The 25252-nt window shown below is 36.2% G+C and carries 18 protein-coding genes and 1 riboswitch; of the genes, 8 read left to right on the top strand and 10 right to left on the bottom strand.

Annotated features, from left to right (window positions below):
* Positions 1 to 35 precede the first annotated feature (35 nt).
* Both CGC52_RS06070 and CGC52_RS06075 read left to right on the top strand, forming a co-directional pair.
* On the top strand, positions 36 to 1451 hold the full coding sequence (locus tag CGC52_RS06070) for a type I restriction-modification system subunit M (protein ID WP_095893751.1): 1416 nt from the start codon (positions 36 to 38) through the stop codon (positions 1449 to 1451).
* Positions 1452 to 1514: 63 nt separating this feature from the next.
* On the top strand, positions 1515 to 3011 hold the full coding sequence (locus tag CGC52_RS06075; RefSeq protein WP_095893752.1) for a restriction endonuclease subunit S: 1497 nt from the start codon (positions 1515 to 1517) through the stop codon (positions 3009 to 3011).
* On the opposite strand, the gene CGC52_RS06080 is transcribed toward CGC52_RS06075, so the two are convergent.
* Positions 2903 to 4153, bottom strand: a complete 1251-nt coding sequence (locus CGC52_RS06080) for an IS4 family transposase (protein ID WP_095893404.1) — start codon at positions 4151 to 4153, stop codon at positions 2903 to 2905. The two genes, CGC52_RS06075 and CGC52_RS06080, sit on opposite strands and share 109 nt — an antisense overlap.
* Positions 4154 to 4207: 54 nt before the next feature.
* Between CGC52_RS06080 and CGC52_RS11415 the strand changes: the two genes are divergently transcribed.
* Positions 4208 to 4423 (top strand): restriction endonuclease subunit S, encoded by a 216-nt coding sequence (locus CGC52_RS11415; RefSeq protein WP_369800754.1) that lies wholly within the window; start codon positions 4208 to 4210, stop codon positions 4421 to 4423.
* Between the two features lie 49 nt (positions 4424 to 4472).
* On the opposite strand, the gene CGC52_RS06090 is transcribed toward CGC52_RS11415, so the two are convergent.
* Together CGC52_RS06090 and CGC52_RS11345 are read right to left on the bottom strand one after the other, a co-directional pair.
* On the bottom strand, positions 4473 to 5276 hold the full coding sequence (locus CGC52_RS06090) for a tyrosine-type recombinase/integrase (RefSeq protein WP_095893754.1): 804 nt from the start codon (positions 5274 to 5276) through the stop codon (positions 4473 to 4475).
* 72 nt (positions 5277 to 5348) lie between these two features.
* Positions 5349 to 6689 carry a restriction endonuclease subunit S gene (locus CGC52_RS11345; RefSeq protein ID WP_369800755.1) on the bottom strand — a complete coding sequence of 447 codons (1341 nt, stop codon included), beginning with the start codon at positions 6687 to 6689 and terminating at the stop codon, positions 5349 to 5351.
* Between the two features lie 283 nt (positions 6690 to 6972).
* Here CGC52_RS11345 and CGC52_RS06100 point away from each other — a divergent pair, with 283 nt between their 5' ends.
* A complete protein-coding gene (locus tag CGC52_RS06100; protein WP_042005449.1) occupies positions 6973 to 7404 on the top strand; it encodes a hypothetical protein in 432 nt (143 codons plus the stop codon).
* Positions 7405 to 7472: 68 nt separating this feature from the next.
* Here CGC52_RS06100 and CGC52_RS06105 read toward each other — a convergent pair whose 3' ends face one another.
* Together CGC52_RS06105 and CGC52_RS06110 are read right to left on the bottom strand one after the other, a co-directional pair.
* Positions 7473 to 8786 carry a serine hydrolase gene (locus CGC52_RS06105; protein WP_095893756.1) on the bottom strand — a complete coding sequence of 438 codons (1314 nt, stop codon included), beginning with the start codon at positions 8784 to 8786 and terminating at the stop codon, positions 7473 to 7475.
* Positions 8787 to 8947: 161 nt separating this feature from the next.
* Positions 8948 to 11119: a TonB-dependent receptor gene (locus tag CGC52_RS06110; protein ID WP_095893757.1), complete on the bottom strand. Its 2172-nt coding sequence runs from the start codon at positions 11117 to 11119 to the stop codon at positions 8948 to 8950.
* A gap of 97 nt (positions 11120 to 11216) precedes the next feature.
* Positions 11217 to 11309, bottom strand: a riboswitch (TPP riboswitch).
* Positions 11310 to 11488: 179 nt separating this feature from the next.
* On the opposite strand from CGC52_RS06110, the gene CGC52_RS06115 reads away from it, so the two are divergent.
* On the top strand, positions 11489 to 11983 hold the full coding sequence (locus tag CGC52_RS06115) for an RNA polymerase sigma factor (RefSeq protein ID WP_042005451.1): 495 nt from the start codon (positions 11489 to 11491) through the stop codon (positions 11981 to 11983).
* A 24-nt stretch (positions 11984 to 12007) separates the two neighbouring features.
* Complete coding sequence (locus tag CGC52_RS06120) at positions 12008 to 12802, top strand: hypothetical protein (RefSeq protein ID WP_095893758.1); 795 nt, start codon at positions 12008 to 12010, stop codon at positions 12800 to 12802.
* Between the two features lie 24 nt (positions 12803 to 12826).
* Here CGC52_RS06120 and CGC52_RS06125 read toward each other — a convergent pair whose 3' ends face one another.
* The 3 genes from CGC52_RS06125 to CGC52_RS06135 form a co-directional block, all read right to left on the bottom strand.
* On the bottom strand, positions 12827 to 14257 hold the full coding sequence (locus CGC52_RS06125; protein WP_042347374.1) for an arylsulfatase: 1431 nt from the start codon (positions 14255 to 14257) through the stop codon (positions 12827 to 12829).
* Positions 14258 to 14491: 234 nt separating this feature from the next.
* Complete coding sequence (locus tag CGC52_RS06130; protein WP_095893759.1) at positions 14492 to 17086, bottom strand: DNA gyrase/topoisomerase IV subunit A; 2595 nt, start codon at positions 17084 to 17086, stop codon at positions 14492 to 14494.
* Positions 17087 to 17195: 109 nt separating this feature from the next.
* A complete protein-coding gene (locus CGC52_RS06135) occupies positions 17196 to 17876 on the bottom strand; it encodes a TIGR02117 family protein (protein WP_095893760.1) in 681 nt (226 codons plus the stop codon).
* Positions 17877 to 18104: 228 nt separating this feature from the next.
* Between CGC52_RS06135 and CGC52_RS06140 the strand changes: the two genes are divergently transcribed.
* A complete protein-coding gene (locus CGC52_RS06140) occupies positions 18105 to 18560 on the top strand; it encodes a GAF domain-containing protein (protein WP_095893761.1) in 456 nt (151 codons plus the stop codon).
* 439 nt (positions 18561 to 18999) lie between these two features.
* Positions 19000 to 21858, top strand: a complete 2859-nt coding sequence (locus CGC52_RS06145; protein ID WP_095893762.1) for an Ig-like domain-containing protein — start codon at positions 19000 to 19002, stop codon at positions 21856 to 21858.
* A gap of 183 nt (positions 21859 to 22041) precedes the next feature.
* On the opposite strand, the gene CGC52_RS06150 is transcribed toward CGC52_RS06145, so the two are convergent.
* Positions 22042 to 23415: a TlpA disulfide reductase family protein gene (locus CGC52_RS06150; RefSeq protein WP_095893763.1), complete on the bottom strand. Its 1374-nt coding sequence runs from the start codon at positions 23413 to 23415 to the stop codon at positions 22042 to 22044.
* Positions 23416 to 23535: 120 nt separating this feature from the next.
* Positions 23536 to 24939 carry an efflux transporter outer membrane subunit gene (locus CGC52_RS06155; protein ID WP_095893764.1) on the bottom strand — a complete coding sequence of 468 codons (1404 nt, stop codon included), beginning with the start codon at positions 24937 to 24939 and terminating at the stop codon, positions 23536 to 23538.
* Between the last annotated feature and the right edge of the window lie 313 nt (positions 24940 to 25252).

Here is a 25252-nt window from a genome sequence, read left to right on the forward strand (position 1 = left end):
TTTACAATTAACCATTAATAATTAACAATTACCCCGTGAACAACCAAGAAATCGTATCAAAGCTGTGGGCTTTATGTAATGTATTAAGAGATGATGGTATCACCTATCATCAATATGTAACGGAACTGACTTATATTCTGTTCCTAAAAATGGCAAAGGAAACCGATACCGAAAAGGAAATTCCTGAGCAGTATCGTTGGGACAAACTCGTAAAACAAGACGGTATCAACCTGAAAAAGTTTTACAAAGAACTCTTGGAGCATTTGGGCGAGGAATGCACGGGACGCATACGCGAAATTTATGGCGGTGCAAAATCGAATATTGAAGAGCCTAAAAACCTTGAAAAAATTATCAAAACCATTGATGAATTGGATTGGTATTCCGCTAAGGAAGAGGGCTTGGGTAACTTATACGAAGGACTTTTGGAGAAAAACGCCAACGAAAAGAAATCGGGAGCGGGGCAATATTTCACCCCGCGTGTGCTGATTGATGTCATTACTGAGCTAATTAACCCAAAAGCGGGCGAACGCTGCAACGACCCTGCCTGCGGAACTTTCGGATTTATGATTGCCGCCGACCGACATATTAAAAATCAGACTGATAATCTTTTTGACCTTTCTGAAGAAGAGCAAAATTTTCAAATCAATGAAGCCTTTACAGGGGGTGAACTCGTACACGAAACGCACCGTTTGGCACTGATGAATGCGATCCTCCACGACATCAAAGGCGATATAAAATTGGGCGATACGCTCTCGTCCGAAGGTAAAAAAATGACAGGTTTTGATGTGGTACTGACCAATCCGCCCTTTGGTACAAAGAAAGGTGGCGAAAGAGCTACTCGCGACGATTTAACCTTTCCGACTTCTAATAAACAGCTCAACTTCTTGCAACATATCTACCGAAGTTTGAATGTGAATGGTCGTGCAGGTGTCGTATTGCCCGATAATGTTTTGTTTGTAGACAACGACGGCGAAAAAATCCGTAAAGACCTAATGGACAAGTGCAATTTGCACACCATTTTGCGTCTGCCTACAGGGATTTTCTATGCCCAAGGCGTGAAAACCAATGTGCTATTTTTTACCAAAGGTAAAACCGAAAAAAACAATACCAAAGAAGTTTGGATTTACGACCTGCGAAGCAATATGCCGAATTTTGGGAAAACCAATCCTTTGAAGTACGAACATTTTCAGGAGTTTATCGAATGCTATTGCGAAGACGATTTCAGCAAGCGAAAAGAAACCTATTCGGCTGAAAATCCGCAAGGACGATGGCGAAAATACACCATAGAAGAAATTATAGCACGCGATAAAACTAGTTTAGATATCGCGTGGCTTAAACAAGGCGAAGAAACCGAAGACATTCCCCTTGATGAACTACTTGAAAACATCCAAGAGAAAGCCACCAATATTATGTCTGCCGTGGAAAAACTCAAATCAATTATCAATGGTTAATTATAAATGATTAATGACCATTAACAATTAACCATTTACAATTAATAATTAACAATTAAAAAAGTGAATACCCAACAGCTCAAACAAAAAATACTCGACCTTGCTATTCGTGGGCAACTTGTCCTGCAAGACGACAAAGACGAACCAGCATCAGTATTATTGGAAAAAATCCGTGCAGAAAAACAACAACTCATCGAACAGAAAAAAATAAAAAAAGATAAAAAATCGTCATATATCACTTGTGAAAAATCCCCTTATCGGAAGTACACCGAACACTTCGCTGATGGCACCACCAAAGACATTACCGAAGAAATCCCTTTCAGCATTCCTGAGAATTGGGCGTGGTGTAGGTTGGGGGAGGTTTCAAGTATTATAGGTGATGGTTTGCACGGAACCCCAATATATGATGATGCAGGGGAATATTTTTTTGTAAATGGAAACAACTTAAATGATGGAAGAATTGTTATTAAGGACACTACAAAAAAAGTATCTTTTGACGAATTTGAAAAACATAAGAAACCTCTTTCAGAAAGTACTATTCTTATTTCAATAAATGGTACATTGTGTAATAATGCTTTTTACAAAGGAGAACCTATAATTTTAGGAAAAAGTGCTTGTTATGTCAATCTTTTACAAAAAATACACTTAAAATTTATTAAAAATATTATTGATAGTAATTATTTTCTAAAATACTCAGAAAAATATGCTACTGGATCAACAATTAAAAATTTGTCTCTGAGAGCAGTTAGAGAACTATTCCTCCCTCTCCCACCTCTTTCTGAACAAAAAAGAATCGTTGCCAAAGTAGAAGAATTGTTAGCCTTGATAGAGGAGTTGGAAACCAACAAAACCGACCTAAAAAGCACCATTCAACAAGCCAAATCCAAGGTGTTGGATATGGCAATTCGTGGGCAACTCGTGCCACAAAACCCTAACGATGAACCTGCTTCGGTGCTTTTAGAACGCATCAAAAAACAACAACAATCTGCAAAATCTAAAAAAAGAAACACGGCACATAATACACACTATGACAATGATAAATTGTTAATGGTTAATGATGAATTACCGTTCGAAATCCCTGAAAATTGGACGTGGTGTAGGTTGGGAGAAATTGGGGAAGTTATTATGGGACAATCACCTAAAAGTGAAAATATTTCAGGAAAAGGAAATTTAGAGTTTCATCAAGGAAAAATATTTTTTACTTCCAAGTATATTAAACCTTCAAACTTTTATACAAATGAAATAACAAAAGTTGCACCTGCAAATAGTGTTTTAATTTGTGTGAGAGCTCCGGTAGGCGAAGTAAATATTACTAATAGAAGGTTATGTATAGGTAGAGGTCTATGCTGTATAGTTCCATTACAGAGAATGAGTGAAAAATTTATATATTATTGGACACAGCCGTCCGAAAGTTTTTTGAAAACTCATAAAATTCCTTGTCAACCCTTTATTTATAAGGGCAGACTTGTTTGTTGTGCGGAATTATCTCTGTCAAAGAGTGTGTTTTCAGGTGGTTTTTTTGCTTTTTTTACAATCGGTTTCAGCTCATTGCATACATAATTCAAGGTTAAATAATGCATAAGGCACACCCTTATTTTCTCGCAAAAATTACTAAATGCCGTCTTTTTATCGCTATAAAATCGCTTTATCAACTCCAACAGAAGATAGCAAATCAAAGATACATAAATCTGTGATTTCACCGCATTTTCACTCGTTCCAAGAAAAGTTTTTATCTGTAAATTTTGCTTCATCGCCTTGAAAAACAACTCAATATCCCATCGTTTTTTGTACAAATCCGCAATGGTTCTCGCCGTCCAATCCATATTATTGGTGATGATTTCTATGGTTTTGTTGCCATCTTGCTTATAAACCTTTACCAAACGCAATTTCTCTTGATCAATACCACTTTCTACCGCCTTTTTTGAGGTCAAAACGATGATTTCATCTTTGAGGATGTCGTGGTCTTTTTCATCAGGCAGGTCTCGTTCTTCGAGACTTTGGTAGAGCGTGTTGGACTTAATTCGCGTAACAAAAGTATTTTGGCAATGGATTCTGCCCAGCATCAAACTAAAATCAAAATAGCCTCTATCCTCAACAATGATGGTGTTTTTCGGATAGATATTTTGTTGTAATCCTTTGCTATCGTGTGTTTTAGCTTCGGTGATATTGACCATTTCAGGCAATCCAAGTTGATCGTCCCAAACGGTGTGAATTTTGAGTCCGCCTTTAGCTGTCCGATATTTTGCCCAGTTGAAAAGGCTTAAACACAGGCTAATGGTAGTACTGTCAATGATTTTTATTTTGTGGTTTTGGATTTCATCGATGATATGACTTTGATGTTTGGCTTTTAAAGAGTGTTTGTAATACTTTAAAAGACTAGAATACAAATCTTTAAATACTCCATAATGTCTTACTTTGTTTCCATCACTCATTGTTGATTTTGCGGGACTTTGTTTGAGTTGGAGATCGCTTAGGAAAGTGCTACTAACTGATAATCCGCAACTTATGTCGGATAGCGTATAGCATTTATTCAGCTGTCCGAAAGTTAGTGCCACCAATTGGTCGCGAGTTTTATAGGTAGACTTTCCCTTATCGGACTGATGTTTAGCGATTTCCGCTCTTAAAATATGCGCAGGAATGAGATCTAAAATTTGTCTGATTACGGGTTTATTTGTATTTTTGCTTCGCCTGAAGAGTGCCATAATTGAAAAAAAAATGGGAATTTTTCAAATATACGACATTCTCAGGCAACTTTTATTTTAAAAGTTTCGGATAGTTGTGATTATTGGACTAAAACACTAAAACGAAAGTTTATTCAAAAAGCTACAGGTTCTACATTTTCCTCTATATCAATGGATGTGATAAAAAATGAAATCGTTCCTCTCCCGCCGCTACCCGAGCAGAAAAGAATTGTTCAGAAAATAGAGGAAATTTTCACGGAATTAGATAATATTGAGGAAAATCTAACTTAATGATGAATGGTTAATTATCAATTCATCATCAATAATTAACCATTGATTTCTACCAAGTTACGATTTTATCTACAATTTGTTGCTGTTCTGTGGAAGTTCTGCGGAGATAAATTCGGGTAGTTTCTATGCTTTCGTGCCCCATAAGGTCGGCAAGAAAGGCAATATCGTTGAACTTGTCCAAGAAATTCTTAGCAAAACGATGCCGAAACGAATGCGGATAAATCACTTTAGGGTTCAGCTCATATTTTTCGGCAAAATATTTCAGTTGCCCTGCAATACCTCGGGTAGTAATTTTGTTTCCGAACTTATTTAGGAAGATGTATCCCGAAGAGATGTCTTTTTCTTTGAGCCATTTTTGAGCCTCGTTTCTGAGTTTTTTTGGAATATAAAGCCTTCTGATTTTGCCTCCTTTGGTGTATAAATCCAAATATCCTAGTGCAATATGCTCCGCTTTGATTTGTGTGAGTTCGCTCACCCTTGCCCCCGTAGCTCCTAAGAACCACACCACAAAATACCAATCTTGGTAGCCGTCTTTTTTCAGTTGTTCTTTCAGGAAAAGATAATCAGCATTGCTGATAACATTTTCCAAAAAATTCTTCTGCTGAACCTTTACAAATTTCATTTTCAGGCGGTCTTTCTTCTTAAACTCTAAAAATTTGTTGATGGCTTGCAGACGAAGATTGACCGTTTGAGGTTTGAAATGCTCTATGAGATACCCTTTGTACGCTTGTAAATTTTCCTTATTCAGCGTTTGATAATTCCTTTGGAAATACTCAACTGTCCAAACATACGAGCTCATCGTATTAGGAGATAGCTCCTGCTTTGCCAAAAAGGCTTCAAATTGTTTTTGCATATTTCTATTATTTTAAAATGAATAGAAAACATAAACAATTCTTGATTATCAATTATACATAATCATTTACAATTAACTTAAAATTTCTTCCAATTCATCTAAAACCGAAAATATATGCTCGATTTTTTCCACAATTCGCCGTTGTTCTGCTAATGGTGGGAGGGGAAAGAGAATTTTTCCAAATTCTGTCCCTGATAACTCTTTAAAAGTTGTCCCTGATGCTTTCAGAGAAATATTCTCTTTTTCTGCTAATAAAAAATAATAAATATAATGTTCTGAATTCTCAATATATGGAGAAATAGATTTAAATCCTTGATTTGTTGAAACTTCCTTTTCAGAAATAGCAACATAACCTATTGGAGCCCTACTCGAAAACAAAACACTTCCTCTACGAATTATTTTTGCTGAAGAATTTTCTAAACCTTCCATCGAAATATTTCTTTTTCCACGACTAATGTATTTTTCTTTGTAATTACTTAAATCAGCGGGAGTTATCCAAGAAACATCACCATTCCAATAATTTTCATTCGATGTTTGAGGAGTCCCTCCACTTATAACTTCCCCAATCTCCCCCAACCTACACCACGTCCAATTTTCAGGGATTTCAAAAGGAGCTTCCTCCTCATAGTGTGTATTATGTGCCGTGTTTCTTTTTTTAGATTTTGCAGATTGTTGTTCATTTTTGATGCGTTCTAAAAGCACGGAAGCGGGTTCATCGTCAGGATTTTGCGGTACAAGCTCTCCACGAATTGCCATATCCAATACTTTGGCTTTGGCTTTTTGAATGGTGCTTTTTAGGTCGGTTTTGTTGGTTTCCAAATCCTCTACCAAGGCTAACAATTCTTCTACTTTGGCAACGATTCTTTTTTGTTCGGAAAGAGGCGGGAGGGAGATGAGGACTTTTCTAATTTTCTCCAAATGTAAATTTGGCACACCTATTCCTTTTAACCCTTTATCAAATTGACTTTTAGTAGTGCTACTATTTATAATATGCAGTAAATATTTAGAATTTATGTATTTATTAAAAGGTCTCAAAATCGCTAAACTTACATATATATCAAAAATAATATCTCTATCTACTATCGCTGCTATTCCTGTTGTCCCGTTTTTAGCCAAAAGAATATCATCCAATTTAGGAGCTATTCTTTTATATAAAATGTTATGTAATTCTTCTCCCACATATTTTACATCCTTCCAATTGATTTTTCCTGTCGTAACATTTTTTGAAGAAAGAAATATGTATCCAGATTCTGAATATTTTTGGGTTTGATGGGTTCCGTCCGTTATAAATTCACAAATTTGTTCAAGATTGCACCACGCCCAATTTTCGGGGATTTCAAAAGGGATTTCTTCGGTAATGTCTTTGGTAGTGCCATCAGCGAAGTGTTCGGTGTACTTCCGATAAGGGGATATATCCTAAGAGATTCTGATGTATTATGAAAATTTAAAGTTTTCAATCATAGTCTTTTATTTAGAGTTTTAAAAGTAGTTAGGTCACGATTTAGTAAACTAACTTTGTTTGTATCTGCCATATTACGTTACATATTAATTTTCAATATTTTTTAAAAGATAAAGTAAATGTCTTATTATGAGTAAATTATATTTTTATGTTTACTTTTTTGATTTAATTCTTACTTGAAAAAAACATCAATTCACAATTAATTCCTATCTTTGCTCAAACTAAATATTCATCAATATGTATTCAACGTTCCTTCAGGTTCATTCCCTTTTTGCGTATGTTGTTTTAGCAACAGTTTTGATAGCAACTATCAATGCAGCAATAGGTTTTTTTGTTAAACGTGAGTATGGCTCTAAAGATTTGAGAATAGGGCTTTTTGCGTTGATTTTTTCACATCTCCAGTTGCTTTTAGGATTAATTCTGTACGTAGTAACTCCTTTAATCGAAAATTGGAAAGCTGGTGGTGTTATGAAAAATTCGTACATACGCCAACTATTATTGGAGCACCCGATGATGGTTATCATTGGAGTTGTGTTCATTACCATTGGGTGGTCATTACACAAAAAACAGAAAACAAGCAATCGAGCTTTTGGTAAAATAGCTCTTTTCTATGCGTTAGGGCTTGTCTGCTTTTTGTCAAGAATTCCTTGGAGTAAGTGGTTAGCTTAGCATAAATAATTCACGAAAGATTAAGAAAAAACTATCTGAAAAAGAGTGATTTTTCAGATAGTTTTTCTTTATTCCTTATGGAAAACGGTTGTCGTGCCTCTTTGTTTTATTATAAATTGATATTCGTTGGGGACGAATTCTATTTCGATATTGGCAGGTTGAAAAGTAAATATATCTTTTGTTTTTTCAGTTAACGGAAAAGCTAATTGTCCTGTAGCTTGAGCCATTAACTGTCCGTCTTTCTTGAATATGGTTATTTTCAGAGGTGTCTCGGCAGAGGTATAAACTCCTTCATAGCCTACTTCTATGTTTTTATCTGATATTTTTTTTGTGAAATCGGGAATTTTAAAATCTTTGCCGAAAACAGCACTAAGTGCCGCTATATCAATGTCATTAGCAGTCATAGTTATTCCGTTTAAAACTCTCGCATAAGCTATCTTCGTTTCGGGAAAATATATCATAACAGACACGAATTTATCGATACCTCCCGAATGTCCATATCCTGTATGCTCATAAAACGGATAGGTAAATAATCCTAATCCAAAGCCTCTTTCTATAGTTTGCATCTGTTTCAGGCTTTCTTTTGAGAGTAATTTTCCGTCAAATAGAGATTCGGCAAATGTTATCAAATCAGTGGGAGTAGAAATCAAAGCTCCTGCTCCTGAAACAAATGATAGGTGTGTTTCAGGTTCTTTAACCCATTCTTTTACGAATTGATACGACGTAGCTTCACCGTCATTAGTTTTAGCTTCGCCGCCCAAGTATGTGTTTTTCAACTTCAATGGTTTTACAATTTCAGACTCAATGATTAATGCCAATGGTTTTTTGTAGATCTCTTCTAAAATATAACTCAGCAATACGTAGTTAGAGTTGCTATATTCCGTTCTACTGCCTGGTGTAAAAGCAGGTTCAAACAAAGCAATTCTTTCTAACATATGCTCTTTTGTCTGTTGTGTGGTATGCCAATTGAAATAATCTTCAGCCGATGTGAAATTGAAAATACCGCTTTGATGTGAAAGTAATTGTCGGATGGTTATGATATTTGCGTTAGGTATGTTCGGAAAGAAGTCAGACAAACGTTGCTCTATAGCTAATTTCTTATTTTCAATAGCTTTAAGAACTAATACGGAAGTGAATGTTTTAGTGATAGATCCAACTCGATAACGCGTATCGTTCGTTGCTTTCTGTTGTGTGTTGACATTAGCAAGACCTATGGATCTTTCGTAAATAATTTTACTATTTTTAGAAATAGCAAAACTTCCCATTGCCTTGTTATGTTGCTCCAAAGTTGTTAGGTAAGTATCCAACTTTTGTTTGTTGAATTGCTGTGCTACTGTGATTTGGCAAACAAATAGCAGAAAAATCTTTAATGGTGTTTTCATTTCCTTTTGAATTTTATTCCGTTAGTATTTAAATATGAAATTTGTTACAAAAATTGGATGATTATGAATGTAATTTATTTACAACTAATGTTTCACTAAAAATTCGGCTCTGTTTCATTTTTGAAACAAAGCCGAAAATTATTATAAAAATACAAATATATTTAGAATGAAACCGTTACTCCAGCCAAGAAATTTCTTTCGGCTTGTGGATAAAAACCTGTACCTTCAATGGTTTTGATAACTCCAACCGTAGTCCAATCATCATCGTAAGTGTAATAATATCCATTAGAAATATATTCCTCATTGAGGATATTATTAACCAATAAGCTAAAGGTTACAGATTTTGCCCATTTTTTCATTGGAATTTGGTAATTTATGCTGAGGTCATTGATCAAATAAGAATTTAATTTTGATTTGTCAGCATCCGTGTTACTCATAAATTGTTCTCCAACGTATTTGCTGAATAAGCTTAATTGTAGTCCTTCCAAAGGGTTGAATGTTAATCCATTTCCAGCCACTATGTTTGGCGAATATGAAATATTCGTATTTCCCAAATTCACTAACTTTCCGTCAAAGTTGGTGTAAAAATCAATATTTTTGTTTTGGCTAAGCGTTACTGACGGTTGAATTTGCCATTTTCCGAGTTTTACAACCGCGTCAATTTCTACGCCCAATCGATAGCTTTTTCCACTATTTTCACGCACTGGAGCTCCTACATCGTTCAAAGCTCCTGTTAGTACCAATTGGTCTTGATATTGCATGTAGTATCCATTGATATTCAATGCTATATTTTCAGATTTGAATCGCCATCCTCCTTCAAAATCGTTTAGTTTTTCTGGGCGTGGATTGCCGTTTTCGTAGTCGTCACGATTCGGTTCGCGTTGAGCTTTCGCATACGAAATGTATAGTTGATTTTGAGTGTTTAATGAATATGTTACGCCTGCCTTCGGATTGAAAAAATCAAACGAGTCATTTACCAAACCTGTATCCTCACTGTTAGCTTTGTAATTTACATTTCTAAGTTGCAAATCTCCAAAGAAAATCCATTTACCAATAGAGTAAGTCGCTTTTAAAAAATTGTTTGCCTCTGTTTTAATAGCATCATCGCGGTAGTATTCCTGCTTGAAATTATATTTTGCAGGTTTTCTAACCCATAGAATCTCTCCAAAGTGATCGCCTACGTAACGATTGGCACTACTTCCGAAGGTAAAATCTAAATTTTTATTTTTGTAGTTCAATGAAAACACTGCTCCGTAAAAATCGTTATCCAAATATTTTCTGCGAATTAAATCTGATTTTGAAGATGTTACGCCTCCTGACTCAATTGGCTTGATGCCATGTTTGGATAGTTTTTGGTCTTTTTTATAGTTTTCATAATATCCGAAACCTTTGGTGTAGTGCAACGCAAAATTAGTGTTCCACATATTACTCCAACGTTGATTCCAATGCAGCTGAGCGTGATCTTGTTTGTAGTTGTCGGTTTCGTTGTCATAGAAAACAGTGTTTCCGTTGTTGTCCTTATGTTTCCCTGAAGGATTGTAACGGCGACCGTATTTTTTCATTTCCTCTTCATCAACGCCATTCCACGCCTGATAGGTTTTTTCGTTTCCACCAAATACCAATCCTTTGATAAGAGTTCCTTTATCAACAAAGGCTCCTTGTAAGAAGTAAGAATTTAATTTTGAGGAAGCACGATCAATATATCCATCAGAATATAATTTTGACAAACGTCCTGAAAGTTCAAAGGTGTTATTCATCAACCCTGTAGAGAATTTCGCTGTGTGCTTTTGAGTGTTGTAGCTTCCGTAAGAAGTTGATAGTAAAGCATTTGATTCATAAGAAGATGCGTCTGTAAGCATGTTCAAACTTGCTCCAAACGCTCCTGAACCGTTGGTGGACGTGCCAACTCCACGTTGTAATTGAATGTTTTCTACGCTGGATGCAAAATCTGGCATATTCACCCAAAACGTGCCGTGTGACTCCGAGTCGTTGTAGGGTATGCCGTTGATAGTTACGTTCACACGTGTAGCGTCACTTCCTCTAACTCGTATTCCAGTGTACCCTACGCCATTACCTGCATCACTGGTAGTTACTACCGAAGGCATAAAATTAAGTAAAATAGGAATGTCTTGTCCTAAATTGCGTTTAGCTAACTCTTTTTTGTTGATAGAAGAAAATGCAATAGGCGTTTTTCTGTCAGCCCGGACAGCAGAAACTAAAACCTCATCCAATTGGATTACATCCTGATTGATAGAATCTTTTTCAGACTCAATTGTTTGAGCATAAGCCGAAGTAATAAGGCTCATCGCTCCCATAAAAAATAATTTTTTCATCAGTAAAATGAAATTTTTACAAAATAAAAGAGGTAATTATTTTATGGAATGAATAAAAAAAGCTTGTTTCTGCTACCCAAAAAGCAAAAACAAGCCACTTATTATTGACTTCGTTTCCTTAGACTGCATTACCAGCCCAAGTTCTATGGGTATAATCTCAGCCGCAAACGCAGCACCCCTTTGAGACGGTCGCAAAAGTATAAAAAAAAGTTAATATATACAACAGAGGTTGTGATTAGCGTTTGGTCAACAGTATCAGTGATTGGCGTATAGTAGTTAATTCTAATTGCTTTCTTCCAATTAAAAAAAACATTTTATTTGTAACAAATTTGATTTACCAAATACTAACCAAACAGAAATCAAAAAAAGATGAAGGCATTAGAAAAAGAATTTTTGGAACGGGTGCAGAAGCACAAGAGTGTACTTTTCAAAATTGCCAAGATGTATATGAATGACCCTGACGACCAAAAAGATCTGTTCCAAGAAATTACGTATCAGCTCTGGAAATCCTACCCAACTTTCCAAGAAAAGAGTTCTTTTTCCACGTGGATGTATCGCGTGGCTTTGAATACTGCCATCGTATTTTTGAAATCAGAAAAAAAACGAGGATTTATTTCCAATCACGAAAATTGGGAACAAATCAAAATTGTTGAGGAAGATTCCTCTGAAAAAGAACAACAAATAAAACAATTGTATGAAGCTATACAAAAACTAAATCCAATTGATAAAGCTCTTATTTTCTATTACTTAGAAGATTATTCTGGCAGAGAAATAGCAATGCAACTGGGGATTTCTGAAGGAAATGTCCGTGTGAAACTCAACCGAGCTAAGGCTAAACTTACCGAATTGGTCAATAAATCTTAATTAAATATCTAACACCTTTTAAAAATGAATATTGAAAACATTAAAAACCTTTGGAGCGAAGAAAAAGTAAGTCAAACTCCTGAAATTTCTATTGAAAAACAACAACAATTGCGTACACCTTTGGAGAAAATCCGAGCTAATATGGAAAAAGAATTTTGGTTTTCCGTATTCACATTAGTCGTAGTTGCAGGATTACTCTTCTTCTGTGAAACCTCAGAACAATTGTTCGTTTTTGGCGGATTGTATCTTATTTTAATATTAATTACAGCCTACTATTTCCGTAAGTTTTATTCGCTTTACAAAAGAATCAACACTCAGAGCTTCAGTACGTATCACAATTTATTGAACCTCAGATATGAATTGGTTTTAAACACGGAATTGTACAAATCGTACTACATTTCCTCTATCCCGATAGCTTTCTGTTTTTATTGGGCAATGAGTCCTACATTTTTAAATGGTAATATCCCTCATCTGATGTTGGTAGCTTGTTGTATGGTTGTTTTTGTTATAGCATTGTATATTATTGGAAAAATGTGGCTCAAGGAAATGTACGGAAAATACATTGTTGAAATTTCAGATTTAGTAACCTCAATGAGCGATGAAAATGATGAATTTCAATTCGGTAGAGACTCATTGAATTCCGAAATAAGTTATATTTGGTACACATTGAGCAGGGGGTATTTCGAAAAAAAATTTGGTAAGGCGGGGAAAATAATTAATGGTATCCTTTGGGTATCGCTAATCTTGTTAGCCTTATTTATCGCGAGCTTTTGCGTAGGTTTTATTATTGGTTTTGCAGTAGCCTGGTGGGAAGGATAGTCCCACCAAGCATCTCTCATATAATTATTTTTCCCAAGCAAATGGGAACAATGCTGAGCGTTGGTGAGCTTGTTCCATCATTTTAGCTATTTTTTTTACTATCCTTGGATGATTCTTAGCAATGTTATTTTTCTCTGAAGGGTCTTTTTCAAGATCGTACAGTTCAATAGAACCATTTTTGTCTTTATTCACATTCAAACGGACGCCTTTCCATTTTCCATAACGAACAGCTTGTCGCCCACCAAGTTCGTGAAATTCCCAGTAGAGATATTTATGTTGCTTTTGTTTTTTATCCTTTCCTAATAAGGTTGGCAAAATCGAAACTTCACTTCCAGTTTTAGTATATGGAACCCCTGCAATATCCGCAAAGGTAGGCATCAAATCCCAAAAAGCTCCCACAAAGTTGCTCGTAGTCTGTTGTTTAACTTTCCCTTTCCAATAAACAATAAATGGAGTGCGTATGCCACCTTCATATAGATCACGTTTTAAACCTCGCAAAATACCTGATGATTTGAAAAAATCAGGGTCGGCACCACCTTCAAAATGAGCTCCATTGTCACTGGCAAAAATGATTATTGTGTTATCATCTAAGTTTTTACGTTTCAGTAGTTTACGAACATCTCCCAGATACTTATCCAAGCGAGAGACCATAGCGGCATGTGTAGCATGAGCTTTAGGTTGGCTCATATATCCTCCAATAATTGTTTTCTCACCGTTGTAATCAATTCCTTTGTATGGCTTTTCAGGAAGATGTGAGTAAGACTCTAAGATGCTGTCCTGTGGCACTACGAGTTCGGCATGTGGCAAGGTGTAGGCAAGCATTGCAAAGAAAGGTTTCTCAGAGGATTGTTTTTCTAAGTAGTCTAGTGCCTTTTCATGTATAACATCTTCAGAATAAACGATTTGATGTTCGTAATTTCCATTTTCAGTAAGGTAATAACGTTCGTTGTCCTGCCACAAAAAAGGAGGGAATCGGCGATGGGCTCGAAGCTGGGAATTATATCCGAAAAAAGTATCAAAACCATGTAAGAGTGGGTTTCCTGTTGAGGCTACCGTACCTAATCCCCATTTTCCGAAAATAGCCGTGTTGTAACCCGCTGATTTTAGTATTTTGCCTATGGAGCGTGAGTTTTCGGGAATAGGAGCTTGACCATCAATGGGTTCTGAAACTTCTTTGTTTCCACGAATATGTGTTACCCCTGTAGTTTCGCCAGTAATAATTGATGCTCTGGAGGGAGCGCACACAGATGCACCAGCATAGAATTGCGTGAACTTCATACCTTCCTCCGCCAATTTGTTCAGATGTGGCGTTTTGATGATTTGCTGTCCGTAAGGCTCGGTGTCGCCATAGCCCAAATCATCTGCCAAAATGAAGATAATGTTTGGTTTCTTCTCCATTTGTGCCACTGCTGGAATAGCACACAGAAGCAGTAAAAAACTAAAAATTTGTTTCATAAAATTGATTATTAAAATTTCATTCATACGGATTTTTAACTCAGAAGACAATTTAGAAATCACAAAATTATCAACTACATGTTTCGAGAAGTTGTGTTCTTGGCATTTCTAACCGATATTCGATATCTATATATCCTTACGGATGTCATAACTCTTAAGTTAAGTTCAAACCACGAAGGTACGACTTTATGAAGAACATTTCAAGAGGAAAAGTCAGCATATCAATTAAGTTTATTAGAATTCCAATTCGGTTTGTAGCCCATCCGATTCATCGGATGAGTCAGTGATTTCGTCATCGCCAAGTTCCTCTTCCAAGTTTTCTTCCATTTCGTTCTCCTGGTGTGGAGGGAGCGATTCTATGGTTATTATTTCTTTTACTTTTTCAGTAGAAAGCTGATTACCAAGGGCTTTTATGCCTTTTATAGATATGAATTCTTCCAGATTTACTATTAGATTCTCCTTCTCGGGTTTTCCTTTTTCTTTGGCAAAAACTACTTCTGCCATTGGTCTCCAATCCGATGAAACGAACAATAGCTGTGACTTTGGATGTTCTGTAATCACAAGTTCTTCTTTGTTTTCGTTCTCAATGACAAAACGTTTTACGTAATAACGTTCTTTCTCGCCGTCATAATAAATCACAGAAATAGGCTTTTGAGGAATCCACTTTTCCATGATTAAGATATTGTTCTCGAAGTGTAAATTTAAGTCTGGAATTACAGTTTTTACACTACCGTCTTTCGTGATCAATAACAATCGATCGTCGCCTTTGAATGCACCGAGTAGATTTCCTCTTTCGTCTGTATTTAAGCGTTTTACGATATCGTCAAACCAAATTTTTCGAGGTTTGAGAGTCGAAACGCCTTTTTCTTTAAGTTCAATGCGCTTAATAGCAAATTTTGACACTAAATTACCTTTGACTCCGCGTCCTTTTATAATGGTATCGGCAAAATCCACGTCCCATTTTAATTTACGAATGCTTCCTACTTGGCGTAAATTAATGGTTACTACTTCGGCTTCTCCATTTGGATTAGGGGTGAAATACAGTATTTTTGAGTCTTTATGTTTCGGTATCAGTTCGTATTCTTTGTCGCGGATAATTCCCGTGACGTTAAAGCGTTTGATGTAAGAAAAACCGGTATGTCCGTCCTTATAGATAACGTTGTAGATGGTACGTTTGTCATCTTTTTTAAAAACAGCTGCATGGATGATGTTTTTCTCGATATACGTTTTCTCGCTGACTTTTACCACTTTCATCATTCCACTCTCGGTGAAGACGATCACATCGTCAATATCACTACAATCGCCGATATATTCATCTTTTTTGAGTGATGTACCCACAAAACCTTCTCCTTTATTGACATATAATTTGATGTTCCTCACTACCACTTTTGTAGCCTCGATATTGTCAAACGGACGTATTTCAGTTTTGCGTTCTTTGCCTTTTCCGTAGGTCTCTTTCAAGCGTTTGAAATGATTTATGGCATAATCAATTAGGTTTGCTAAGTGATTTTTTATCTCTTCGATATCGGCTTCAATTTTGAGCAAATTTTCATCTGCCTTGAAAGTGTCGAACTTGGTGATACGAATCATCGGGATTTGCGTTAAGCGCTGCAGATGTTCGTCCGTAATTTCTTTGATAAGTTGTTCTTTGAAAGGCTCAAAGCGATCGCGTAAGTATTGGTAAAGAGTTTCTCTTTCCGAGTACAATTTAAAGTCAATATACATTTCTTCGCGAATAAATATCTTTTCCAAAGTAGAGAAGTGTTGTTTTTCTTCTAATTCGGCCAAGTCGTATTCCAATTCACTTTTGAGCAGCTGTACCGTGTTATCTGTAGATCGCCTTAGTATTTCCGATACGGTCAGAAAAAGAGGCGTATTGTTCTCAATGATACATGCCAGTGGAGCAATTGAAGTTTCACAAGCCGTAAAAGCATAGAGAGCATCAATGGTTTTATCGGGCGATATTCCTGAAGGTAAATGTATTATAATATCTACATTTTCAGCGGTATTATCTTCTACTTTTTTGATTTTTATTTTTCCTTTTTCATTGGCTTTCAGTATGGATTCGATAAGTGAATCGGTGGTAGTTGAAAACGGGATTTCGGTAATGCGGAGCGTACTTTTATCCACTTGCGATATTTTAGCTCGTACACGAATGCGTCCGCCACGTTGTCCATCGTTGTAGTTGCTTGCATCCATTACTCCTGCCGTAGGAAAATCAGGGTATAACTCAAAAGGTTTTCCTTTCAGATGAGCGATTGATGCGTCGAGCAATTCCACAAAGTTATGAGGTAATATTTTGGTTGATAATCCCACTGCAATCCCTTCTGTGCCTTGAGCCAAGAGTAGCGGAAATTTTACGGGTAGGTGTACGGGTTCTTTCTTGCGTCCGTCATAGCTCATTTGCCACTGTGTTACCTTAGGGCTAAACACCACATCTAAAGCGAATTTCGAGAGTCGAGCCTCAATATAACGGGAGGCTGCTGCACGGTCACCCGTAAGAATGTTTCCCCAGTTTCCTTGCATATCGATGAGTAAATCTTTTTGTCCAATTTGTACAATGGCATCGGAAATACTCGCGTCTCCATGCGGATGATACTGCATCGTATGTCCCACAACGTTAGCAACTTTGTTGTATCTTCCGTCTTCCAATTCTTTGAGAGAGTGCATAATACGTCGTTGAACAGGTTTGAATCCATCTTCAATAACAGGGACGGCACGTTCCAGAATAACGTACGATGCATAGTCCAAAAACCAGTTTTGGTACATTCCTGTAACTTTAATGATACTCTCGCCTGAGGGTTGCTCTTGTGGTGTGTTCTCTTCCATACGATAAATAGAGTTATGAATAGAAATTCAATGTCCGCAAATATAGAAAATATTTTTCAGTCGAAAGTCTCAACGAGTGATTTTTGTAGTTTCTTTTGTGAGGCTTTTTTTATTCTTTATAATGCCTAAAAATACCTGTATCCGTTGGAGTCCATAGGGCTGCTTTTTGTCCCGCTACTTTTAGTCCATCATTTACCCAAGTATTACAAGTTCGAGTGAGGTTATACTTTCCCTTAGCATCGTAAAAGGCATCATTTTCTCCATAGACCGCATCAGTTTTAATAAAAATAAAATTGCCTTTTTCGTCTTGGTCGAACTGATTTTGGATAAAGTTCACCAAATCCTGATATTGTTGTTCGGTGAGCATTATTTTTTTACAATCTTCGTTTTCTATAATTTTGTCGTAAAAAGTACAATGCATAGCAGACTCACTCAGCCAGAAAGCAGCTTTTAGAGCAGTAGAAATTTTTAGGTCTGCCCAAGTGGGGGTTTCTAGATAAAATCCTTTGTCTCCCCAACCGATTCCAACGTATTGATAATCAGTTTTTTTCGATAGAGTGTTCTCGAATAGAATTTTTTGACTCCAATCTATGATTTCTGTTTTGATAGGAACTACCAAATCAGTGTGCATTCCGTTGGTATAGATGTATATAGGCATGTTTTTTGGTTCAGAAACTTCCTTTTCTGCAATTTGAACAAAGGGGAGTAGAACACCTAAAAGAATGTATAAAACGATAAATCCTATAATAGTCCCAATAGTTTTTAAAAGTAAAATAAAAATTTTTTTCATCTGATTATGATATTAAATCTTTAAATTATCAATAAAGTTAATGTTTTTGTTTGTACACAACCATTTAATAATCAATAAAATTTCAGCAAAAATACAATAAAAAATGGATTGTTACCTATTTTGAGCGTAGGAAAATAGTTTATATTTTTGCATGGTCTGAGTTAGGCTTATAGCTACAACACTGCTGATTTTTCTACCTTTGAATAGAATAAAAAATAGAATAAAAATATGTTTGAAGAGTTAAGTTTAAGTATTACAGCTATTTGTAATCAAGAAGATGCATCTCGTGATGAGAAAATGCAAACCATTTGTGACTTGTTGCAATCCAGAGTAGAGCATTACGATTGGGTAGGATTTTACTTTGCCAATCACCAAACGAGAACTTTGCATTTAGGAGCTTTTGCAGGAGAACCTACCGATCACACTGAAATTCCGTTCGGGAAAGGAATTTGTGGACAAGTAGCAGTCTCCAATCAAAACTTTGTAGTTCCCGATGTCAAAGCACAGGACAACTATATAGCTTGTAGTCTTACTGTGAAGTCTGAAATCGTTATTCCTCTGTTTGTCAATGGCGTAAATATCGGACAAATTGATATAGATTCTCATCAATTGAATCCTTTTTCGCAAGAGGATGTTCGTTTTTTAGAATTCGTAAATACGCAGGTAGCTAAGCTATTTGAATAAAATAAGTTTCTTTTAAATTAGTATTTCACGAATACGAACTATTTGTATTTGAAAAAAACATTGTAATAAATCTTCGATAGCTCAGCTGACACGTTAATTGTTCAGCTGAGCATTGTCGGAGAGTGAGCCGAACGTCTGTTCCGAATTATCTTTAAGTCTCTGCCAAGAGTATATTTTTGCTTGATTTTCAGTTTCTTATCTCATATGCTTCTTGTAATAGTGTCGGGTTATTAATAATTTTAAGAAAAATATTTGTTACTCGTTTGTTATTTGTATTCGTAAATTGCACTCAGTGAAAAACATAGCGAAATCTTATGCTTGATTTTTGCAAATCAAAGGAATGTTAATGCAGAGTTTTTACAATTCTTTCTTACGTTTCTACAAGTGTTTTTAGAACGTAACATTTTACCTTTGTCCTGAAAATAAAAAGGAAAATGTTATGAAAAAAATTGGTATTTATGTAGTTACGTTACTTTTTGTAATGGCTACGGCATGTATTCCAGAAGAGAAAATAGAAAAACTAACCCTCAATAAGCAAGAGCTTGTAGCTACTTTCACGGGGGATGCTTCTAAGGACTTCAACGAGACTATTGAGATTGCCACAGGGAATGGTCAATATGAAATTACTTCAGAAAATGAAAAAATTGCCACAGCACGTGTTGTTAAGAATGTCATTTCCATCAGATTTAACTCATCGGGAGAAACCCGTATTTCAATAAAAGATAAAGTTAGTGGGGAAGAGTTAAAAATTAAAGTGGTAGTCAATCTTCCATTTTCTGTAGCTACTACGGAAACTACCTTGCATGTAGGAGCTTCCAAATCAATAGCTATCACATCCGGAAACGGTTCTTACGAGGTGGTCGGTGGCGATGAGAAGATTGTTGCAACAACCTTTTCTTCAACCACATCCACAACTACAGCAATTGTTTTCAAGGGAAAAGAGGAAGGATCTACAACTGTAAAAATAAAAGATAAAACATCACAAGAGGTGGTAGAGGTTAAAGTAGTTGTTCAACTTCTTAAATTGGAATTTAGTATTAAAGAAGAAGTGTTTGAGTTCGCTCCGAATTGTTCTGAATCGTCATTCCAAATCTTTGGTTCGGGAGAATATGAACTCATGATGGACAACCCTAATATTGATGCTTCACTTGCTGTTGACGAAATAGGTACAAAAATAATCTTTAATGCAAAAGGCAAAACTGAAGGTAAACTTACGGTTCGAGACTTAGAAACTAATTTTGAAAAATCCATCAAAATAAAATCGTTAGAAGATTTTGTTGTCAATATAGGAACGGATAAGACAGAAATAAAAACGTGGAGTAAGGTTACATACAAAGTAGCAAAAGGATATGATTATCCGATTAAAGTCCTTAAAGGAAGTGGAAATTATGAAATTTCTACATCGAACTCTACCGTTGCTGAGGTTTCAAATGACAATAATGGAATGAAGTTTACAACAAAAGATTTGGGACAGGTAAATATCGTAATGATTGATAAAGCCAATCCGTGTTTGAAAATTGAAATCGGAATAGAGGTTGTTAATATGGATAAAAAATTGCAGTTAGAAACAGATAAAATTCAAATTCAGGAAGGATATCTTTCATTCATTCGCATAATATCAGGGAATGGAAACTATGCTGTAGAATCAACCAACCCTTCTATTGTTTCGGCTTCTGTTGAGGAAGATTTTATTCAAATTGAAACCAATGCTGTCGGAAAAGCAACACTTACCGTCACAGACCTCAAAACAAACGAGAAAAAAACATTGGAAATTGATGTAATAAAGGCATTAAAACCTCTGATTCTTGAGCCTTCAAGCATAAGTGTTCATAAAGGAAAAACTGAAGAAGCGATCATCTTGTCAGGGAATGATTCCTATAGTGTTTCATCCGTAAATCCATCAGTAGCAACAGCGAATATTTCAGGACAGAAGGTTGTCGTTACTGGAAATGCTAAAGGAAATACAACCATCAAAGTTGTGGATAATGAAACTAAGCACGAGTTTGCAATTGCTGTCAGCGTTATTGAAGTGATTCCCGATGTTAAATTCTCAGTCAGAGAATTTAATATTAAAAAAGGGAAAACAGAATCTACCGTTCAAATTGTTTCAGGAAGTGGATTCTACAGTATAGCTTCAAGTAATCCTGACATTGCTCGTGCTTCACAATCAAGAGGAGTGCTTTACATCCATTCGTCTTACAGAGAAGGGGAAGCAGTCCTAACAGTTACCGACACGCGAACAGGAAAAACAGATACGCTACGTGTGATTGTTTCCGATGGAGAGCGATTGGCATTGGATAAAACAGAAGTTACAGTGCTAAAAGGACAGGAAGTAGCGGTAGTCATTACCTCAGGAAGTGGAGATTATTCATTTAGCATTCAACACGCATATGCCAGTGCAGAAATTAATGGTAATCTACTCACTATCAAAGGAAGTCAGAGAGGAAATACCATAATTACTGTTACAGATCGTCGAACTCACATAAAAGCAGAAATAAAAGTAACAGTACTCAATCAAATAGGGGATGTTAAATTCTCAGCCAGAGAGCTTCGATTGAAAAAGGGTGAAACAAATTCTTCGGTTTCCGTACACTCTGGTAGTGGTGCCTACAGTTTTGGAACCAGTGATTCAAAAGTGGCTTATAGTTTCCGCTCCCGAGGAGTTCTTTACATCTATGCTGCCAATTCAGGAAGAGCAACTATTACAGTTACCGATGCCCAAACTGGAAAAACGGATGTTTTGAATGTTATTGTTGATGGAGCACCTGATTTGGTTTTGTCAACAGGAATTATTTCTATTGAATATCCTAAATCGGCTAATGTTTTGATAATTAGTGGTTCTGGTTCATATCGAGTTACTGAATCAAATGGAAGGATTGTTTCAGCAGCCCTTATAGGTAGTACATTGAATCTCAAAACATATGCTGCGGGAGAATCTTTTGTAACTGTTGAGGACACAGTGACAAAACAAACCAAAGTGGTACGAGTAAACGTAACAGAACCTGTGGTTGATGTTCCTTTTGAGCTGTCCCACAATCAACTGTTTATATGGGGTACAGTAGGTTCGAACTATGTCAATAAAGATACTGTTGCGTGGATTTCAATTACTTCAGGAAGTGGTGATTACGAAATAATTAAAAATGAATTAGGAGATCTGATTACCGTTAAAATTGTGCAGAATAGTATCCGAATAGAATCTACAAGAAATGAAACTAAAGAGGGTGTTATAACTATTAGAGATAAAAAAACGAAAAAGACAGCATCAATAGATGTAAGAGTAGGTATGGTAGTGAATTAAAGCAATACTATGCTTCATTTAAAACCCAGCTTCGGCTTCACTTGTGTTAGATTAAATAGCTATTAAACTAAGTGAAGTCGGAGTTTTTTTAAGGTTGAAACAAAGCAAACCTACAAAATACTCAAACTGATAATAGCTCTAATAAAAAAAGGACTGTCATTAGCGACAGTCCTTTGTAGTTTATTAAATACCGTTTTCGGTGAGTAGCTCAATGAGTTTAGGGTCTGATGGACGAGGAGCATCTGCACTGATGATGTTTCCTTGTGTATCAAGCAATATAAAATGCGGAATTCCGGTGATTACATAATCTTTAACGAATGGAGTCTCCCACGCATTGTCAGCAAAGAGTTGTGTGCCTACCAATTCTCTTTCTGTTACGAAGTTTTTCCATTTATCGTAATCTCTTTTATCATCTACTGAAATGCTCACGAATTCAATATTCTTTCCGTGGTATTTTTTCTCCACCTCTTTTAGATGTGGAATTTCTTGCAAACAAGGTCCGCACCAAGTTGCCCAAACATCAATATATACCAATTTGCCTTTTAGGTCAGCCAAAGCGGTTTTTCCACCTTTATGATTCTCAAAATTGAAGGTAGGTGAGGGGTTTCCTTTTGCCAAAGCCTTAACTTTGTTATAGCTTTCGGTGAATTTCCCTTTCAGAGTTTCATCAGTTACGTTAGCCATAAGCTCTTGATAAACCTTTTCTGTTAGAGGACTTTCCGGTGAAATGTAGTGTTCTAAGAATCTTTTTGCGATGGCATTACGAACGTTGTCACTTTTTATCTTTTTGAAATTAGTCAAAATAACACCTAAGTATTTTTCTTTATCATATTCCTGTCCGAATTGTTCATTGTATGCATTATCGTTATTTTTTTGGAATAATTCATTTACCAAACTTCGGTAGGTTCTTGAAAAGCGAAAATCTTCAGCGTTATCAAGGTCAGTAGTATTTAGTTTAGGGAAATTTTCAGAAACTTTAAACCCTTCCTTTTGTGCAAAGTAAGAATGATAATTTTCGTATCGATTTAATAGGAAATCAGCTTCATAAGCGATGGTTTTTTCTTCCAAAGCTTTAAATCCTTTCACGTTGAAATTGGTTTTATTGAGTAATTCTTTTTGTTTTGTACTAAATTCATTTACTTTTGCAATAAAATCAGCCTCTTCTAATTTATAAAAGTCTGTTTTATCTTTACCTAATACCTCTTGTGAGAGTTTTACTTTACTCAAAAGATAGTTGTTTTCAGGAGCTAAACTGCCCGAAAATTTGTTTTCCTGCGGATTTTTAAAATCCATATCAACGTTCAAATCTTTGCCTTTTTGCAAGTAGATATCAGTACGAGCAAGGGTATAGCCTCCGTCGTGGGCTAACATCAACGTATCGATAAATGATTTGTCGGCGTTGAGCATAATTTCTTTTTCAAAACCATCTCCAACTAATATGATTTTCTCAAAATCATAGTTACTTACCTTACCCGATAGCACGGTGTACTCGGGGGCTTTGTCTGTACAGGACGCCAATACTGCACATCCTAAAACGGGGATAATAAATCTTTTCATAAAATAATAAAATTTGTTAGTGTTGCAAAAGTAAAATAAAAATTGAAATGTCCTAATTTTTAGAGCATAAAATTCAATAAAGGGGAAAGTTCTCTTCTTTCAGTCCATTGAAAAGTTGAGTTATTTCCAACCTCCTCCGAGGGCTTTGTAGAGCATAATTCCGTACTGCATCTTATTAAACTCGGCATTGGCTACGCTTAGTTCGGCATTAAGTCGATTTACCTCTGCTGAAATCACCTCCAAATAACTTGCCATACCACTATTGAAAAGTTCTTGCGAATATTCGGTAGCTTTTTGGTAAGCCTCCATTTCTTTGGTTTTTAGCAGGATATACTCGTGTTGCGAATGATAATTTTGCAAAGCGTCTGATACTTCTTTACCTGCAGTAAGCATTGTTTTTTTGAATTTGAGCAGTGCTGTTTCTCGGTTAGCTTGGCTAATTTCGTACTGCGAACGGATTTGCCGTTTGTTGAGCAGAGGTTGTACCAATCCGCCTATGAAATTAGCAAATATGGATTTAGTATCCAACCAATTTTCAAAGGTTTGACTGCTGAATCCTCCACGTGTTGTAATGGTAAATGTAGGGTAGAAAGCTGCCTGAGCTACGTTAGTCAGTTCAAAGGCTTGGATTAAATCGAGTTCTGCTCTGCGTACATCGGGGCGATTTTCTAATAAACTCACTGCGTATCCTTGATTAAAATCTGTGGGGAAGGATTGTCCTTCTAATGAATTACGTGCTATGGGTTGCGAGGGAATACCTAAAAGGATACAAATGCTATTTTCTAAAGCGTGAATGTTGTTTTTAATACCAACAAGCTGTGCTTGTGCATTGTAGTAAAGGGCTTGGGTTTGTTGTACAGCCACTTCGGTGGTGCTTCCGGCTTGTTTTAGGGCTTGTGTAGTTTCCAAACTTTTAAGGCGAAGGCTGATGGTGGCTTCCAAAATCTGTTGTTGTTTGTCCAACATCAGCAGCTGATAGTAAGCCGTAGCCAATGTAGCTACCACTTCCGATTGTATGGCTTGGTGCGAAGCAATGCTTGATAACGCTCCTGCGTAATTGGCTTTCTTTTGGGCATTGATTTTTCCCCAAACATCGGCTTCCCACGCTGTGGTAGCTGTCAAATCCCATTGACGCAGGTGGGTTCTTTCGCCTGAAAAGTTTCCTGAGAGGGTGTTTAAAGAAGGACTTGTATAGGTGTAACTTGGGTTCAGACTTAAAGTAGGCAGAAAAGCATATTTACTTTGTAGCAATTGTGCTTTTGATTTCTCCATATTTTGCCACGCTATGCGTATGTCCAAATTATTTTCAAGGGCTTGCTTAATGTAGCCTTGCAGTTTGTCATCGGTGAAGATAGTTCGCCACGATACGCTACCGGTACTGATGCTATCGGTGGGTAGTTGGTCGGTACGATAAAGGTTTTCTGTAGGCAATTCGGTACGTATGTAGGGTTTTCTACCGGCACACGAAGCCAAAATGAGAAGCCCTCCTAAGGCAATTATCCCCTTTTTTATCTGTTGTTTCATAAGGCTAAATAGTATTAAATACGATGTTTTTTTAATATTTATGGGTTTTACATCTTCCTAACTCTCTTGAAAGTAGGAATTTTGTGATTTCTCACTTTCTTAAATCCTTCTTTGAAGGAGGTGTCCGTAGGACGGAAGATGTTTTTAACCCTTGTAATTCAAAATTATTCAATGGCTTTTATAAGGCTTTGACTTCGCTCAGCGTGACAAAGGTGTTGTTAAGTTGAGTAAAATCGAAACTTTTATAAAAGCAAATGGTTTCTAACATTTCCAAAATATTGTTTTTTAGGGCTTAAGGTAGGGTAGTGGGGTA

Origin of the sequence: Capnocytophaga sp. H2931 (genome assembly GCF_002302535.1) — a bacterium.
Classification (GTDB): domain Bacteria; phylum Bacteroidota; class Bacteroidia; order Flavobacteriales; family Flavobacteriaceae; genus Capnocytophaga; species Capnocytophaga canis.

Bases quoted from the DNA above. Each gene is read 5' to 3' on its own strand.
- CGC52_RS06105 (WP_095893756.1), bottom strand. From the start codon at position 8,786: ATGAAAACACCATTAAAGATTTTTCTGCTATTTGTTTGCCAAATCACA.
- CGC52_RS06110 (WP_095893757.1), bottom strand. From the start codon at position 11,119: ATGAAAAAATTATTTTTTATGGGAGCGATGAGCCTTATTACTTCGGCT.
- CGC52_RS06130 (WP_095893759.1), bottom strand. From the start codon at position 17,086: ATGGAAGAGAACACACCACAAGAGCAACCCTCAGGCGAGAGTATCATT.
- CGC52_RS06120 (WP_095893758.1), top strand. From the start codon at position 12,008: ATGAATATTGAAAACATTAAAAACCTTTGGAGCGAAGAAAAAGTAAGT.
- CGC52_RS06140 (WP_095893761.1), top strand. From the start codon at position 18,105: ATGTTTGAAGAGTTAAGTTTAAGTATTACAGCTATTTGTAATCAAGAA.
- CGC52_RS06115 (WP_042005451.1), top strand. From the start codon at position 11,489: ATGAAGGCATTAGAAAAAGAATTTTTGGAACGGGTGCAGAAGCACAAG.
- CGC52_RS06155 (WP_095893764.1), bottom strand. From the start codon at position 24,939: ATGAAACAACAGATAAAAAAGGGGATAATTGCCTTAGGAGGGCTTCTC.
- CGC52_RS06145 (WP_095893762.1), top strand. From the start codon at position 19,000: ATGAAAAAAATTGGTATTTATGTAGTTACGTTACTTTTTGTAATGGCT.
- CGC52_RS06125 (WP_042347374.1), bottom strand. From the start codon at position 14,257: ATGAAACAAATTTTTAGTTTTTTACTGCTTCTGTGTGCTATTCCAGCA.
- CGC52_RS06090 (WP_095893754.1), bottom strand. From the start codon at position 5,276: ATGCAAAAACAATTTGAAGCCTTTTTGGCAAAGCAGGAGCTATCTCCT.
- CGC52_RS06100 (WP_042005449.1), top strand. From the start codon at position 6,973: ATGTATTCAACGTTCCTTCAGGTTCATTCCCTTTTTGCGTATGTTGTT.
- CGC52_RS06135 (WP_095893760.1), bottom strand. From the start codon at position 17,876: ATGAAAAAAATTTTTATTTTACTTTTAAAAACTATTGGGACTATTATA.
- CGC52_RS06080 (WP_095893404.1), bottom strand. From the start codon at position 4,153: ATGGCACTCTTCAGGCGAAGCAAAAATACAAATAAACCCGTAATCAGA.
- CGC52_RS06150 (WP_095893763.1), bottom strand. From the start codon at position 23,415: ATGAAAAGATTTATTATCCCCGTTTTAGGATGTGCAGTATTGGCGTCC.